This is a genomic window from Blastococcus sp. SYSU DS0619 (assembly GCF_054051035.1).
The window spans coordinates 79178-93983 of record NZ_JBJHAM010000013.1 but is presented as its reverse complement, the minus strand read 5'-3'; the positions used below and the strand labels follow the sequence as shown (position 1 = coordinate 93983).

Below are 14806 nucleotides of genomic sequence, written 5' to 3'. Positions count from 1 at the left end.
TAATCATTCCCGCTAGGGTGGCGCCGTGGCCTGGCTCTCCGATCCCTTCCTCCTCCCGTTCATGCAGCGGGCCCTCCTCGGCGGCGTGCTCGCGGCGGTGACCTGCGCCGTGGCCGGCACCTGGGTCGTCGTCCGCGGCATGGCCTTCCTCGGCGAGGCCCTCGCGCACGGCATGCTCCCGGGCGTCGCGCTCGCCGCACTGGCCGGCTGGCCGCCGCTGCTGGGCGCCGCGGCGAGCGCCGGGCTGATGAGCGTGGGCGTGGGGGTGGTTGCCCGCCGGGCCCGGTTGTCCCACGACACGGCCATCGGCCTGCTGTTCGTCGGGATGCTGGCTCTCGGCGTGCTGATCGTCTCCCGGTCCCGGTCGTTCGCCACCGACGTCACGGCGATCCTCTTCGGCGACGTGCTGGCGGTGCGCCCGGGCGACCTCGTGCTCCTCGCCGTCGGGCTGCTCCTGCTCCTCGCGGTGTGCGCGGCATTCCACCGGTCCTTCGTGGCGCTGTCCTTCGACCCGCGCACCGCGGCCACGCTGGGCCTGCGCCCGCGTGCGGCGCACGTCGCGATGGTCCTGGTCGTCACCGCCGCGGTCGTCACCTCCTACCAGGCGCTCGGCACGCTGCTGGTGGTGGCGCTGCTGCTCGCGCCGGCGGCCGCAGCCCGCCAGTGGACGAGCCGGCTGCCCTCGACCATGGCGCTCGGCGCCGCGCTGGGCGCCCTCGCGGTGCTCGCCGGGCTGCTCCTGTCCTGGCACACCGGGACGGCGGGCGGCGCCTCCATCGCCGTCTGCGCGGTCGGTCTCGTCGCGCTCTCCGTCGCCGCCCGGGCCGCGCTGCCCCGCTGACGTCCCTGCATCCACCGCTCGTCCCGTTCCACCCGTTCCCTCCAGGAGGACCCGTGTCCCGCCCGTCCCACCGGCCACCCGGCCGGTGCCATCTGCCGGCAGCGCTGCCGCTCTGCTGCGCCGCCCTCCTCCTCGCCGGCTGCGCCACCGGCCCCGACCGCGCGGCCGCGCCCGCCGCCGCGACGTCCTCCGGTGGGCACGGCTACGTCGCCGGCGCCCAGGAGCTGACCGAACCGCAGCTGCAGCTGGCCTACCTGGACGACGCCGGGGGGGTGTTCGCCCTCGACCTGCTGACCGGGGAGTCCTCCGCGCTGGGCGACGTGGGGGACGTCGCCACCGTGGTGACCGACGGGCGGTACCTGTTCGCGGCGTCGGACCCCGACGGCGAGCTCGCCGTCGTCGACACCGGCACCTGGACGGTCGACCACGGCGACCACGTGCACTACTACCGGGCGCCGGCCCGGGTGGTCGGCTCCCTCGACTGGGCGGGAGAGGTGCGGGTGGCCTCGTCGGAGACGCTCACGGCGCTCTTCTCGCCCACCACCGGAGCCGGTGTGGTGCTCGACCGGGCGGTGCTCGGCCGGGGGGAGCTGGCGGAGGTCGCCGTGGTCGACGGCGAGCCGCACGACGGTGCTCTGGTGCCGCTGGGCGACCTGCTGGTGTCCACGGAACCCGGCGCCGTCGTCGGCCGGGACGCGGCGGGGGAGCCCCTGCCCGGGGTCCGGGCCGAGTGCGAGGAGCCGCGCGGCGGCGCTCCGACGCGGGTGGGAGTCGTCGTCTCCTGCGCCGACGGCGCGGTGCTCGCGACCGAGAGCCCCGACGGGATGGCCCTCGAGCGGATCCTGTACCCGGCCCCCGTGCCCGACGGGGAGCGGGCCGGCGGGCTCGCCAACCGGCCAGGGCGGCCCTCCGTGGCGGCGCCCGCCGGGGAGCGCGGGGTCTGGCTGCTCGACAGCCGGGCCCGGACCTGGCAGCTGCTGCCGACGGAGGTGCCGTGGGTGCTCGCCGTCGCGGCCGACGACGAGCGCGACCGGGTGGTCGGCGTCGACGCGACCGGGCGGGTCGTCGTCCTCGACCCCGCGGACGGGAGCGTGGTGGCCACCGAGCCGCTGCTGCCGGCCGACCGGCTGGCCGACGTGGACCTCTCGGTGGACGCCGACCGGGCGTACCTCAACGTCCCCGGCCGGCACGAGCTGATCGAGGTCGACTACGCCGACGGAGCCCGGGTGGCGCGCACCTTCCCGACCGAGGTGGCCGCCGCGCACGTCGCGGAGACGGGCCGATGAGGCGGCTCCGGCGGGCTCTCGCCGGTGTGCTGGTGGCCGCTGCCGCCCTGACCGGCTGCAGCGCCGCGGCGGACGACCGGCCGCTGGTGGTCGTCACCACGAACGTCCTCGGCGACGTCGTCGGGGAGCTCGTGGGCGGCCAGGTCGAAGTGCTCGTGCTGATGCCCCCGGGAGCCGATCCGCACTCGTTCGAGGTTTCCGCCCAGGAGGCCGCCCGGATGCGGCAGGCCGACCTGCTGGTGGCCAACGGCCTGGGTCTGGAGGAGGGCCTGCTGGCGCACGTCGAGGCGGCGCGCGACGACGGCGTTCCGGTGGTCGAGGCCGGGGACGCGGTGGACCCGGTCGAGTGGACGACGGAGGACGACGAGGGCGTCGACCCGCACTTCTGGACCGATCCGCAGCAGATGCTGGCCGTGGTGGACGCCCTGTCGTCCGCGATGGGGGAGCAGGTCGACGGCGTCGACCGCGAGCTCTTGGCGGCCGAGACCGAGCGCTACCGGGCCGAGGTCGCCGAGCTCGACGGCTGGATGGCCGCGCAGTTCGACCAGATCCCGGCCGGGCGCCGGAACCTGGTGACCAACCACCACGTGTTCGGCTACCTCGCCGACCGGTTCGGCTTCACCGTGGTCGGTGCGGTGATCCCCAGCGGCTCGACGCTCGCGTCGCCGAGCGCGGGGGACCTCGCGGAGCTGGCGGACGCCGTCCGCCGGGCCGGGGTGCGGACGCTGTTCGCCGACTCCTCGCAGCCGGACCGGCTGGTGCAGGTCCTGGCGGAGCAGGCCGGCGTGGAGGTGGCGGTCGTCCCGCTGTTCACCGAGTCGCTGACCGCCGACGGGCAGGGGGCGGACAGCTACCTGCAGATGATGCGGGCGAACACCGAGGACATCGTGGCAGGGCTGCGATGACCCCCGCCATGAGAATGAGAATCGTTCCCAGTAAGATCGCCGGCATGATGACCGCCCGACCGTCCCCTCCGCTCCGCCTGCTCATGCTGGGCGCCGTCGGCCTGCTCGTGGCCGGCTGCTCCGCCGAACCCGACGCCGACGCCGCCTCCCCGTCCACCTCCGACGCCGCGAGCGCGGAGGCGGTGTCCGACGCGCAGCCGCGTCTCACGCTCACCTACGACGGCGGCGTCCTGGTGCTCGACGCCGCGACGCTCGACGTGGTCGGCGACCACGCGCTCGACGGCTTCCTGCGGATCAACGCGGCCGGCGACGGCCGGCACGCGCTGGTCACCACCGATGAGGGCTTCCAGGTGCTCGACGCCGGGGTGTGGACCGACGGCGCCACCTCCTACGCCGGCGACTCCGAGCTGACCGACGACGTCTTCCCGGCCGACACCGCCGGGCACGTGGTGGTCCACGGCGACCGCACCGTGCTGTTCGCCGACGGCACCGGGGACATCGAGTCCTTCGCCACCGCCGACCTGCTCGACGCCGACGGCCTGCCGGAGACCCGGTCCTGGACGTCGGAGGAGGCCCACCACGGCGTGGCCATCGAGCTCGAGGACGGCACCCTGCTGTCCACCCTCGGCGATGAGGAGGGGCGCTCCGGCGTGCGGGTGCTGGACCCGTCGGGCGAGGAGGTCGCCCGCTCGGAGGACTGCCCCGGCGTGCACGGCGAGGGCACCGTCGCGGGCGAGGTGGCGGTGTTCGGCTGCGAGGACGGCGTGCTGGTCTACGACGGCGGGTTCACCAAGCTCACCGCCCCGGACCCGTTCGGCCGCACCGGCAATGTGTTCACCAGCGAGACCTCCCCGGTCGCGCTCGGCGACTACAAGGACGATCCGGACGCCGAGGGCTACCTGCTGTCGCAGCTCGCCCTCGTCGACACCGCGGCCGACCGGCTGCAGGTCCTCCCGCTGCCCGACGGCGTGCAGTACACGTTCCGCGACCTGGCGCGCGGGCCGGAGGACGAGGCCGTCGTGCTCGGCACCGACGGCAGCCTGCACCTGCTCGACGAGGAGAGCGGCGAGCTGCTGGCCAGCCACCCGGTGATCGACGCGTGGGAGGGTCCGGCCGAGTGGCAGGACCCGCACCCGGCGCTGAAGGTGCACGACGGCATCGCCTACGTCACCGACCCGGCCGCGAACGCGATCCACGCCGTCGACCTGGCGACCGGTGAGGTGCTGGCCAGCGGGGAGCTCGACGTCACCCCCAACGAGATCGCGGTCGTCACCGGCTGACCGCCCGCCCGGAACGGGAGAGGCCCTGGTCGCTGCACCGACCAGGGCCTCTCCTCGTGCCGGGGAGGTGGCGTTCCCGGTCAGGACGGAGGTGCCGCGGTGCGCGCGCCGGCCACGTCCGCGCCGGCCACGTCCGCGCCGGCCACGTCCGCGCCGGCCGCGTCCGCGCCGGGGGCGGGGTCGTCCGGGGCGTCCGGGTCGGCCGGCAGCGCGTCCGCCGGGCGGCGCACCTCCCGGCGCCAGCCCTGCACCGCGGCCGCGAGCACCCCGGCGACCGGGACCGCGACGAACAGGCCCAGCAGCCCGAATGCGGAGGCGGCCCCGGTCGTCAGCAGCAGGACGACCAGCGGGTGGAACGAGATCGCGCGGGACAGCAGCAGCGGTGCCAGGACGTTGCCCTCGATCTGCTGCACCACGACGACGATGAGCAGCACCCACAGGGCCGTGGCCCAGCCGCCGGTGACGCCGGCCACGGCCACTGCCACCGCCCCCGCGATCGTCGCCCCGACCAGTGGCACGTACCCGAGCAGGAACGTGAGCGCGCCGATCGGGAGGGCCAGCGGGACGTCGAGCACCCACAGCCCGAAACCGATGAGGATGCCGTCGATGAGCCCGGTGGCGGTGGACGCGTAGAACCACGCGCCGGCCGTGCGCATCCCGGCGCGGAAGGCCGCGTCGGTCGCCGCCCGGTGCTCCACGGCGAGCGCGCCGACGAACACCCGCCACAGCCGGTCTCCGCTGGTGAGGGCGAACAGCGTGAAGAACAGTGCGATGACCAGCACCGTGGCGACGTTGCCCGCCGCGTTCAGCCCCTGGGCCGCTGCGCCGCCGACGCCGCTCAGCGCGTCGCCCACGGATGACTCCAGCTGGTCGAGCACCTGGTTGAGCCCGGCGTTGTCCAGGTCGTCCGCGCGGCTCTGGGCCCAGTCGGTGACCGAGTCCACCGCATCGGCGCCCGCGGCGACCAGGCCGGGCCAGGCGCCGATCAGCTGCAGCACGAGAAAGGTCAGCACGCTGACGAAGAAGGCCAGGTAGGCGACGACGCAGGCGATGGCGGCGAGGACGGCCGGGACGCCCCGCTGCCGCAGCCAGCGGGCGATCGGCCACAGCAGCGCCACCTGGGCGAGCCCGAGCATCGCCGCGGCTGCGACGAACTGCACCTGGAGCGCCAGCCAGATCGCCCCGACCGCGGCCAGCCCGATGACGAGCACGCGCCCCGCGATCGTCGCCTCGCGCTGCAGCAGCGTCACCCGGTCGGTCGGCCGGTGCGGCGGACGCCTCCCGGCGGGGGCCTGGCGACGCACGGCCCCGTCCGCAGGAGGGGGCGGTGCCGGTTCTGCCATGCGCTGCCTCCGGTCCGATGCGCGCAGACGGTGCTCGTCCCGCTGTGCGCATCCTCCCTGACCACCCGTGCCCGGCACCGGCCGCTCAGGCGCCCGGCGCGCCGGGAGGTGTGGCTAGCCGAGAGCTGCGAGCGTGGCGCGTGCGCCGCGTTCCCGGAGCGAGGTGAGCGCGCTCCGGTACGCCGCGGTGAAGCGTTCGTCGTCCACCAGGTCGCCGAAGATGCTCCGGTCGGCGATGAAGGCCAGCGGGTCGTCGTCGTGCCGGCCGGCGTTGGTGACGAGCCGGTCGGCCTGCCGGTCGACGAGGGGGAGGGGGCGCCCGGAGTCGTCCCGCCCCTCGGCGCACCGCGCCCAGCTGGCGACGACGGCGGCCGCCCGGTGGACCTCGCCGCCGCTGGCCAGGCCCGCCCGGACGACGGGGAGCACGTACTTCGGGATCAGCGCCGACGTCTGGGCGCAGAGCCGGGCGACCGTGTCGGCGACCGCGGCGCTGGCGAAGCGCTCGAGCAGGGTGTGCTTGTAGCCCTCGAGGTCGACGCCCGGTACGGGTGGCAGCGTGGGGGTCACCTCGTGGTCCATGTAGCCGCGCAGGAACCGGGACCACAGCGGGTCCTGGCAGGCCTCGTGCACGTGCGTGTACCCCGCCAGACGGGCGAAGTGGGCCAGTGCCTGGTGGCTGCCGTTCAGCAGCCGCAGCTTCATCGCCTCGTACGGGGCGACGTCCTCGACGACCTGCACGCCGGCGTCCTCCCAGGGCGGCCGGCCGGCGGGGAAGTCGTCCTCGACGACCCACTGGACGTAGGGCTCGCACACGACCGGCCACGCATCGGCGATGCCGACGTGGTCGCGCACCATCGCGATGTCGTCGGGGGTGGTCAGCGGGGTGATCCGGTCGACCATCGTGTTCGGGAACGACACCGTGCGACCGACCCACGCGCCGAGGTCCGGGTCGCGCAGGGTGGCGAACGCGGTGAACGCCCGGCGCGCGATGTCGCCGTTGCCCTGGAGGTTGTCGCAGGAGAGGACGGTGAACGGGGGGAGGCCCCGGTCGCGACGGCGGGCCAGTGCCTCGGTGACCAGGCCGAAGGTCGTGCGCAGGACCGCGTCCGGCCGGAGATCGGCCTGGATCCCGGGGTCGTCGTCCTGGAAGGCGCCGGTCACCGGGTCGGTGTTGTACCCCCGTTCGGTGACCGTCAGGGAGACGATGCGGGTGTCGGGGTGGGCCATCTTCTCGACGACGGCGGTCGGGTCGTCGGGTGCCAGGAGGTACTCGACGATCGAGCCGATGACCTGCGGCTCCAGCGTGCCGTCCGGGTGCTTGACGACGAGCGTGTACAGGCCGTCCTGCTCGGCCAGCACGTCGCGCATACGGCGGTCCTCCGGCAGCACGCCCACGCCGCAGATCCCCCAGTCGAGGCCCACGCCGGTGTTCATCAGCCGGTCCGCGTACATCGCCTGGTGGGCCCGGTGGAAACCCCCGACGCCGATGTGCACGATGCCCGTGCGGATCTGGCGCCGGTCGTAGCCGGGGCGCGCCACGGCGGAGATCGACGAGCCCAGGACGGCGGCGTTCAGGGTGGGGGCGGGCTCGATCTCGGTCGGAGCGGGATGGCTGGGCATCCGCCTACTCTAACGTGAGGTTAGATTGACCGTTCCCCGGTCCCGAGTGCCGCCACGACCGTCACGCGGCCGTGTCCCTCGCCTTCCGGTCCGCGGGCAGGAACACCTTGGCGGGGTCCCGCTCGACGACGTCCCCGAGGGCCTCGTCGACCCGCGCCATGATGTCGGCGTCCAGCCGGACCCCGGCCGCCTTGACGTTGTCGTGGACCTGCTCGGGGCGGCTGGCGCCGATGATCGCCGCGGCGACGTTGGGGTTCTGCAGCACCCACGCCAGGGCGAGCTGCGCCATCGTCAGCCCGAGGTCGTCGGCGATGGGCCGCAACCGCTGCACGCGGGTGAGGACCTCGTCCTCCATGAACCCCTCGACCTGGAAGCCGACGCCCGAGTGGCTCGCGCGGCTCCCGGCCGGCGGCTGCTCGCCGGGCAGGTACTTGCCGGTGAGCACGCCCTGGGCGAGCGGTGACCAGACGATCTGGGAGAGCCCCTCCCGCTCGGAGGTGGGTACCACCTCGTCCTCGATGACCCGCCACAGCATCGAGTACTGCGGCTGGTTGCTGATCAGCTGCACGCCGAGCTCGCGGGCGAGGGCGGCGCCGGCGGCGATCTGGTCGGCCCGCCACTCCGACACCCCGAGGTACAGGACCTTGCCGGCCCGCACGAGGTCGGCGAAGGCCGTCATCGTCTCCTCCAGCGGCACCGTGGGGTCGTAGCGGTGCGCCTGGTAGAGGTCGATGTGGTCGGTCTGCAGCCGGCGGAGGGAGGCGTGGCAGCTCTCGACGATGTGCTTCCGGGACAGGCCCCCGTCGTTCGGGCCGGGGCCGGTCGGCCAGTAGACCTTGGTCGCGATCTCCAGGCCTTCGCGGCGCTGCCCCGCCAGGGCGCGGCCGAGGACCGACTCGGCCGCCGTGCCGGCGTAGACGTCGGCGGTGTCGAAGGTGGTGATCCCGACGTCGAGAGCGGCGTGCACGCAGGCCACCGCGGCGTCCTCCTCGACCTGGCTGCCGTGCGTCAGCCAGTTGCCGAAGGCGATCTGCGAGACGTTGAGGCCGGACCGGCCCAGTCGACGAAACTCCACGGCTCGACCGTAGTGCCGGGCCCGCTGCCCGGTGCGGGCAGGGCGGGACCCCGTCCACCCGGCACGGCGACGGGCCTCAGCGGTGGGCGTCCAGGCGCCCGGCCAGGGTCTCGGCGAAGCCCTCGGCGACGGCGAGCTGCTCCCTCAGTGCGGTGACGCGCGCGGTGGCCGCCGCGTGGAACATCCGGAGCCGGTCGAGCAGCTGCGCGCGGTCGCCGGCGCCCGAGTCGACGTCGGCCAGCAGGACCAGCAGCTCCTGCATCTCCTCCAGCGTGAAGCCCAGCGGCTTCATGCGCTTGATGACCTCGAGGCGTGCGACGTCGTCCTCGCTGTAGAGCCGGAAGCCCCCCTCGGAGCGGGCGGTCGGGATGACCAGCCCGTTCTCCTCGTAGAAGCGGATCGTCCGCAGGCTCAGACCCGTGCGCTCGGCGACCGTGCCGATCTGCATGAGCTCGCCGCGAGGGGTGTCGGTCACCCCCTCTTCATAGGGCATGCCGCGACGGCCGTCCGCCCGGCCGATCCTGAGCAGACGTGGTGGCATCAGTGGGCGCCGGCGAGCTGGCCGGTGTGCCGGTCGAAGCGGTCTGCGGAGTGCCCCTGCAGCCCGACGATCTCGACGTGCTTGCCGCGGGTCTCGTACTTGTGGGTGATGGCGTCCAGGGCGGCGACGGTCGAGGCGTCCCACACGTGCGCGCGGGAGAGGTCGATGACCACGTTCTCCGGGTCGTCCGCGTACTCGAACTGCGTGTACAGGTCGTTGCTCGACGCGAAGAAGAGGGCGCCGTCCACGGTGTAGTGCGCCGTGCCGTCGGCTCCGACGACGCGGTCGACCTCCACCAGGTGGGCGATCCGCTGGGCGAACAGCACGCAGGCCACCAGCACGCCGACGCCGACGCCGATCGCCAGGTTGTGCGTGAACAGCGTGACGGCGACGGTCGCGAGCATCACGGTGGTCTCGCTCTTGGGCATCCGGTGGATGGTCTGCAGGCTGTGCCAGTCGAACGTCGCGATCGACACGAAGATCATGACGGCGACCAGGGCGGCCATCGGGATGATGCTGACGATGTCGCCCAGGGCGACCACGAGGATCAGCAGGAAGACCCCGGACAGGAAGGTCGAGAGCCGCGTGCGGGCACCCGACGCCTTCACGTTGATCATCGTCTGGCCGATCATCGCGCACCCGCCCATGCCGCCGAAGAAGCCCGACGCCATGTTGGCGACGCCCTGACCCCAGGACTCGCGGGTCTTGTCCGAGTGGGTGTCGGTGATGTCGTCGACCAGCTTCGCCGTCATGAGCGACTCCATCAGCCCCACGAAGGCGACGCCGAGGGCGTAGGGCGCGATGATGCTCAGCGTCTCGACGGTGAACGGCACGTCGGGCAGGAGGAAGAACGGCAGGCTGTCGGGCAGCTCGCCCTCGCCGCCGACGTCGGGCAGGTCCCAGCCGGCGGCCACCGCGAGGGTGGTCAGCACGACGATCGCGACCAGGGGCGGGGGGACGGCGGTCGTCAGCCGGGGGAGCAGGAAGATGATCGCCAGCCCGGCGGCGACCATCGGGTAGACCAGCCACGGGACGTCGATCAGCTGCGGCAGCTGCGCGGTGAAGATCAGGATCGCCAGGGCGTTGACGAAGCCCACCATGACGCTGCGCGGGATGAACCGCATGAGCCGGGCGACGCCCGTCGCGGCCAGCAGGATCTGGAAGACGCCGCCGAGGATGACCGCGGCGAACAGGTACTGGACGCCGTACTCCAGCGCCAGTGGTGCGACGACCAGGGCGATCGCGCCCGTGGCGGCGGTGATCATCGCCGGGCGGCCGCCGGTGAAGGCGATGACGACGGCCATCACGAAGGACGAGAACAGGCCGACGCGGGGATCGACGCCGGCGAGGATGGAGAAGCTGATGGCCTCCGGGATCAGCGCCAGCGCGACGACGAGACCGGCGAGGATCTCGGTGCGGGCGACCGTCGGGGAGAGCCAGGCGGGCCGGCCCAGCCGCGGCTTGGGGAGGACGGGGGAAGCAGAAGACATGGGTCCGTCTCGTTCGATGCGCCGTCGCCGGCGCGGGCGGGCAGCACCGGGGGCGGTGCCGAGTCGGGAGTGGGTGCGACGGTGCACCCGGAGGAGCGGGGCTCGCGCCGTGGCGGCGACGTCGGTCAGGATCGGCCGACTCGGATCGTCGCTGCGCTCGGGCGGCATCGCTCGGGTCACGGACAGTCTGCCGGGAACTCGTCTGTCACGTCAGGGTTGAGTGGTGAGCCGTTGGTCACGTTCCGGACTCGATCGGCGGAGCGATGGTCACCACGGCACCGTGGGCGTAGGACCCAACCAGGAGGAGCGAGCATGGACATCACCGCGACCGACGAATGGCGTGCCCTCGCCGAGCACCACCGGGCGCTGGCCCCGGCACACCTGCGCGACCTGTTCGACGGGGACCCGGACCGGGGCCGACGGCTGACCGGTCAGGTCGGCGACCTGTACGTCGACTGGTCCAAGCACCGCGTGACGGACGAGACGATCCGCCTGCTCGTCGCGCTCGCCGAGCGGGCCGGGCTCCGCGAGCGGATCGCGGCGATGTTCCGTGGCGAGCACATCAACACCACCGAGGACCGAGCCGTGCTGCACGTGGCGTTGCGCATGCCGGCGGACGCGGAGCTGGTGGTCGACGGCCAGCACGTCGTCCGCGACGTGCACGAGGTCCTCGGGCGGATGCGCCGGTTCGCCGACCGGGTGCGCTCGGGGGAGTGGCGCGGGCACACCGGGCGGCCGATCCGGGCGGTGGTCAACATCGGCATCGGCGGCTCCGACCTCGGCCCGGCGATGGCGTACACCGCGTTGCGGGCCTACGCCGACCGGGACCTGACCGTCCGCTTCGTGTCCAACATCGACCCCACCGACTTCGCCGAGGCCACCCGCGACCTCGACCCCGCGGAGACCCTCGTCGTCGTCAGCTCCAAGACATTCACGACGCTGGAGACGCTCACGAACGCCACCGTCGCCCGGGACTGGCTGCTCCGCGGGCTGGGTGCCGACGACGCCGCGGTCGCCAAGCACTTCGTGGCCGTGTCGACCAACACCGAGGCCGTGCGCGCGTTCGGCATCGACCCGGAGAACATGTTCGAGTTCTGGGACTGGGTCGGAGGCCGGTACTCCTTCACCTCCGCCATCGGGCTCTCGCTCATGGTGGCGATCGGGCCGCAGGCGTACGACGAGATGCTCGCCGGCTGCCACGCCGTCGACGAGCACCTCCGCACCGCTCCGCTGGAGGCCAACGTGCCCGTGCTGCTGGGCATGCTGAACGTCTGGTACCGCAACTTCTTCGGCGCCCAGTCCCACGCCGTCCTGCCCTACAGCCAGTACCTGTCCCGGCTGCCGGCCTACCTGCAGCAGCTGACGATGGAGAGCAACGGCAAGTCGGTCCAGGCCGACGGGCAGCCGGTTCCCACGGCCACCGGGGAGGTCTACTGGGGGGAGCCGGGGACGAACGGCCAGCACGCCTTCCACCAGTTGCTGCACCAGGGGACGACGCTCGTCCCGGCCGACTTCATCGGCTTCGGCGAGCCGGCCCACGACCTCGGTGAGATGCACGACCTGCTGATGGCCAACATGTTCGCCCAGTCGGCGGCCCTCGCCTTCGGCCGCACCGCCGAGGAGGTGGCAGCCGACGGGACGCCGTCGTCGCTGGTGCCGCACAAGGTCATGCCGGGGAACCGGCCGAGCTCGGTGATCCTGGCCCCGCGGCTCACCCCGGCGACCCTCGGTCAGCTGGTCGCGCTCTACGAGCACGTCGTCTTCACCCAGGGCGTGGTCTGGCAGCTCGACTCCTTCGACCAGTGGGGCGTCGAGCTGGGCAAGGTGATGGCCCGGGACCTCGCGCCCGCGCTGACCAGCGCGGATCCGGTGTCGACGGACCAGGACGCGTCCACGACGGCGCTGGTGGCGGAGTACCGGCGGATGCGGGGGCGGCCGGCCTGACGGGTACAGGGCTGCGGGTGATCAGGCCCGTGCCGTGACGGTGGCGTCGGCGGCGAGGTGGGTGACCGGGATGCCGCAGCTCTTGCGCAGGCGTGCCGGCAGGTCGCGGCGCAGCCACTGGGACAGCCCCTGCGGCAGCGTGGAGACGACGATCTCGTCGGCCGGGAAGTGGCGGAGGGTGGTCCGGACCGCCTCCAGCGCGTCCGGGTCGCCGACCTCGCCCTCGACCGCGGCGCCCAGGGCGCGCAGGTGGTCCAGCGCCCGGTCGAGGCGCTGCCGGGCGAGGGCGTAGGCGCGGTCACTCGGGGAGGGGCCCAGGGCCGCGTACGCGCTCGGGCCGTCGACCTCGTCGGCTGCCGGGGTGGCCGGGGCCACGAGGTGGAACTCGTGCGGTCCGGCCGCCATCCGCTCCTGGACGGCCCGGCTGAGCGTGTCGGTGGTGAGGGTCTGGTTGGCGACGATCAGGCAGCGGCGCATGGTCCGTGCTCCCGTTCGGTCGGTGCCTCAGGATGCGCTCAGTGTGAGCTGCGTCATCGCGCGCGTCCACCGGGTGACGCCTCGTGGCCGACCCGCCCCGTGCTCGTCCGGTGTCGCCGGCTGTTCACCGGCAGCTCGCCCGGAGACCCCGCGACCGACCTACGGTGACCCGGAATCGCCCCCTCCCGAGGAGTACCGCATGAGGCTCCGTCCCGTGGTCACCCTGGCCGCGACCGCGTCCCTGTCCGCCCTCGCCCTCGCCGCCGCCGCGCCCGCGGTGGCCGGCGGCCCCGGGCACCACCCACCGGCCGGACCGAAGCCGGTCGAGGTGCAGCTGCTCGCCTTCAACGACTTCCACGGCGCCCTGGAGCCGCCGGGCGGCTCCGGCGGGCGGGTCACGCTGGCCGACGGCAGCGTGGTCGACGCGGGTGGCCTGGCCTACTTCGCCACCCACCTCCGGCAGCTGGAGGCGCAGAACCGCCAGACCCTCACGATCAGCAACGGCGACCTGATCGGGGGCAGCCCGTTCCTGTCGGCCCTCTTCCGCGACGAGCCGACCGTCGACGCGATGGACCGGCTCGGCCTGGACGTCGCCGCGGTCGGCAACCACGAGTTCGACGAGGGGGTCGACGAGCTGCAGCGCATCATCGAGGGCGGCGCATGCCACCCCGAGGACGGCTGCCTGGACGGCACCGGCTACAACGGGTCCGACGCCGACTGGCTGGCCGCCAACGTGGTGGGCCGGGAGACCGGCGAGCCGATCCTGCCGCCCTACGAGGTCTACCGCTTCAAGGGTGTGCCGGTGGGCGTCATCGGGCTCACCCTCGATGAGACCCCCTCCATCGTCTCGGCCGAGGGCATCGCCGACGTCCGCTTCGCCGACGAGGTGGAGACCATCGACCGCTACGTGGCCGAGCTGCGCGCCGACGGTGTCGAGGCGATCGTCGTCGCGCTGCACGAGGGCGGCACCGCGGGCGGCGGCATCAACGCCTGCGAGGAGCCGACCGGCCCGGCCTTCGACATCGCCCGCGCGGTCGACGACGCCGTCGACGTCGTCCTCACCGGGCACTACCACAACGGATTCGTCTGCCAGGGCGAGGACGAGGTCGACGGCAAGCTCGTCACCCAGGCGCTGTCCAACGGGCGGCTGATCACCGACATCGACCTGAGCCTCGACCGGCGCAGCGGCGACGTCGTGGCCGCGCGCGCCGAGAACGTCGTCGTCACCCGGGACGTCCGGCCCGACCGGAAGGCGCAGGAGCTCCTCGACCGCTACGCCCAGCTGGCCGAGCCGATCGCCAACGAGCCGGTCGGTTCGATCACCGAGGACATCGTCCGGGCCCAGGAGACCCTCGTCGGGTCGCTGCAGGGCGAGTCGCCGCTCGGGAACCTGATCGCCGACGCCCAGCTGGCGGCCACCGACGACGAGGCCGGAGCGGTCGCGGCCTTCATGAACCCCGGTGGGGTGCGCGCCGACCTGCTCTACGCCTCCTCCGATGCCGGCGAGGGCGACGGCGTGGTGACCTACGGCGAGGCCTTCGAGGTCCAGCCGTTCAACAACCTGCTCACCACGCTGGACCTGACCGGCGAGCAGCTGTACGCGCTGCTCGACCAGCAGTTCGAGGTCGGCCGGGTGCTCGCCCCCTCGGCCTCGGTCCGCTACGAGGTGGCGGCGGACGGCAGCAGCGTGGTCCCCGGGTCGCTCACCATCGGCGACGAGGCCGTCGCGCTCGAGGAGACCTACCGCATCACGGTCAACAGCTTCCTGGCCGGCGGCGGGGACGGCTTCACCGTGCTCACCGAAGGCGCCGACCCGGTCAACCAGCCCGGCTTCGACATCGACGCGCTGGTGGCCTACCTGTCGGGTGACCCGGTGCCCGCACCGGAGACCGATCGCATCACCGTGGCCGGCTGACACCCACGGCGGGCGTCACCGGCTCTCCGGAGCAGGTGACGCCCGCTGCACCGGCCGGGCCCCTCCGACCGCCGGCCGGCAGCGACCCG

At 73.6% G+C, this 14806-nt stretch carries 12 protein-coding genes; 6 read left to right on the top strand and 6 right to left on the bottom strand.

Annotation, left to right across the window (positions count from 1 at the left end):
* The first annotated feature begins 25 nt into the window (after positions 1 to 25).
* Genes aztB through aztD form a run of 4 tightly spaced genes read left to right on the top strand, consistent with a single transcriptional unit; the run spans position 26 to position 4312 of the window.
* Entirely contained in the window at positions 26 to 841 is an 816-nt protein-coding gene (gene aztB, locus ACI79T_RS14815; protein ID WP_456610839.1) for a zinc ABC transporter permease AztB, read from the top strand.
* A 53-nt stretch (positions 842 to 894) separates the two neighbouring features.
* Positions 895 to 2127, top strand: a complete 1233-nt coding sequence (locus tag ACI79T_RS14810; RefSeq protein WP_456610838.1) for a hypothetical protein — start codon at positions 895 to 897, stop codon at positions 2125 to 2127.
* On the top strand, positions 2124 to 3032 hold the full coding sequence (gene aztC / locus ACI79T_RS14805; RefSeq protein ID WP_456610837.1) for a zinc ABC transporter substrate-binding protein AztC: 909 nt from the start codon (positions 2124 to 2126) through the stop codon (positions 3030 to 3032). Before ACI79T_RS14810 ends, aztC begins: the two co-directional genes overlap by 4 nt.
* Positions 3033 to 3076: 44 nt before the next feature.
* The gene (aztD, locus tag ACI79T_RS14800; protein ID WP_456610836.1) at positions 3077 to 4312 is read left to right on the top strand and encodes a zinc metallochaperone AztD; all 1236 of its coding nucleotides are present in this window, start codon (positions 3077 to 3079) and stop codon (positions 4310 to 4312) included.
* A gap of 80 nt (positions 4313 to 4392) precedes the next feature.
* Here aztD and ACI79T_RS14795 read toward each other — a convergent pair whose 3' ends face one another.
* The 5 genes from ACI79T_RS14795 to ACI79T_RS14775 form a co-directional block, all read right to left on the bottom strand.
* Positions 4393 to 5562, bottom strand: a complete 1170-nt coding sequence (locus ACI79T_RS14795) for an AI-2E family transporter (RefSeq protein ID WP_456610835.1) — start codon at positions 5560 to 5562, stop codon at positions 4393 to 4395.
* 207 nt (positions 5563 to 5769) lie between these two features.
* On the bottom strand, positions 5770 to 7275 hold the full coding sequence (locus ACI79T_RS14790; protein ID WP_456610834.1) for a mannitol dehydrogenase family protein: 1506 nt from the start codon (positions 7273 to 7275) through the stop codon (positions 5770 to 5772).
* A 61-nt stretch (positions 7276 to 7336) separates the two neighbouring features.
* Positions 7337 to 8350: an aldo/keto reductase family protein gene (locus ACI79T_RS14785; protein ID WP_456610833.1), complete on the bottom strand. Its 1014-nt coding sequence runs from the start codon at positions 8348 to 8350 to the stop codon at positions 7337 to 7339.
* 76 nt (positions 8351 to 8426) lie between these two features.
* On the bottom strand, positions 8427 to 8825 hold the full coding sequence (locus ACI79T_RS14780; protein WP_456610832.1) for a MerR family transcriptional regulator: 399 nt from the start codon (positions 8823 to 8825) through the stop codon (positions 8427 to 8429).
* Positions 8826 to 8890: 65 nt separating this feature from the next.
* Positions 8891 to 10381 (bottom strand): SulP family inorganic anion transporter, encoded by a 1491-nt coding sequence (locus ACI79T_RS14775; protein ID WP_456610831.1) that lies wholly within the window; start codon positions 10379 to 10381, stop codon positions 8891 to 8893.
* A gap of 312 nt (positions 10382 to 10693) precedes the next feature.
* Between ACI79T_RS14775 and pgi the strand changes: the two genes are divergently transcribed.
* Positions 10694 to 12325 carry a glucose-6-phosphate isomerase gene (gene pgi / locus ACI79T_RS14770; protein WP_456610830.1) on the top strand — a complete coding sequence of 544 codons (1632 nt, stop codon included), beginning with the start codon at positions 10694 to 10696 and terminating at the stop codon, positions 12323 to 12325.
* A gap of 21 nt (positions 12326 to 12346) precedes the next feature.
* Here the strand turns inward: pgi and ACI79T_RS14765 are convergent, their stop codons facing one another.
* Positions 12347 to 12802: a hypothetical protein gene (locus tag ACI79T_RS14765; protein ID WP_456610829.1), complete on the bottom strand. Its 456-nt coding sequence runs from the start codon at positions 12800 to 12802 to the stop codon at positions 12347 to 12349.
* A 199-nt stretch (positions 12803 to 13001) separates the two neighbouring features.
* On the opposite strand from ACI79T_RS14765, the gene ACI79T_RS14760 reads away from it, so the two are divergent.
* Positions 13002 to 14717, top strand: a complete 1716-nt coding sequence (locus ACI79T_RS14760; protein ID WP_456610828.1) for a bifunctional metallophosphatase/5'-nucleotidase — start codon at positions 13002 to 13004, stop codon at positions 14715 to 14717.
* The last annotated feature ends 89 nt before the right edge of the window (positions 14718 to 14806 follow it).

Coding starts and splice junctions, on each gene's coding strand:
- ACI79T_RS14775 (WP_456610831.1), bottom strand. CDS start 10,381: ATGTCTTCTGCTTCCCCCGTCCTCCCCAAGCCGCGGCTGGGCCGGCCC.
- ACI79T_RS14760 (WP_456610828.1), top strand. CDS start 13,002: ATGAGGCTCCGTCCCGTGGTCACCCTGGCCGCGACCGCGTCCCTGTCC.
- ACI79T_RS14790 (WP_456610834.1), bottom strand. CDS start 7,275: ATGCCCAGCCATCCCGCTCCGACCGAGATCGAGCCCGCCCCCACCCTG.
- ACI79T_RS14765 (WP_456610829.1), bottom strand. CDS start 12,802: ATGCGCCGCTGCCTGATCGTCGCCAACCAGACCCTCACCACCGACACG.
- pgi (WP_456610830.1), top strand. CDS start 10,694: ATGGACATCACCGCGACCGACGAATGGCGTGCCCTCGCCGAGCACCAC.
- aztD (WP_456610836.1), top strand. CDS start 3,077: ATGATGACCGCCCGACCGTCCCCTCCGCTCCGCCTGCTCATGCTGGGC.
- aztC (WP_456610837.1), top strand. CDS start 2,124: ATGAGGCGGCTCCGGCGGGCTCTCGCCGGTGTGCTGGTGGCCGCTGCC.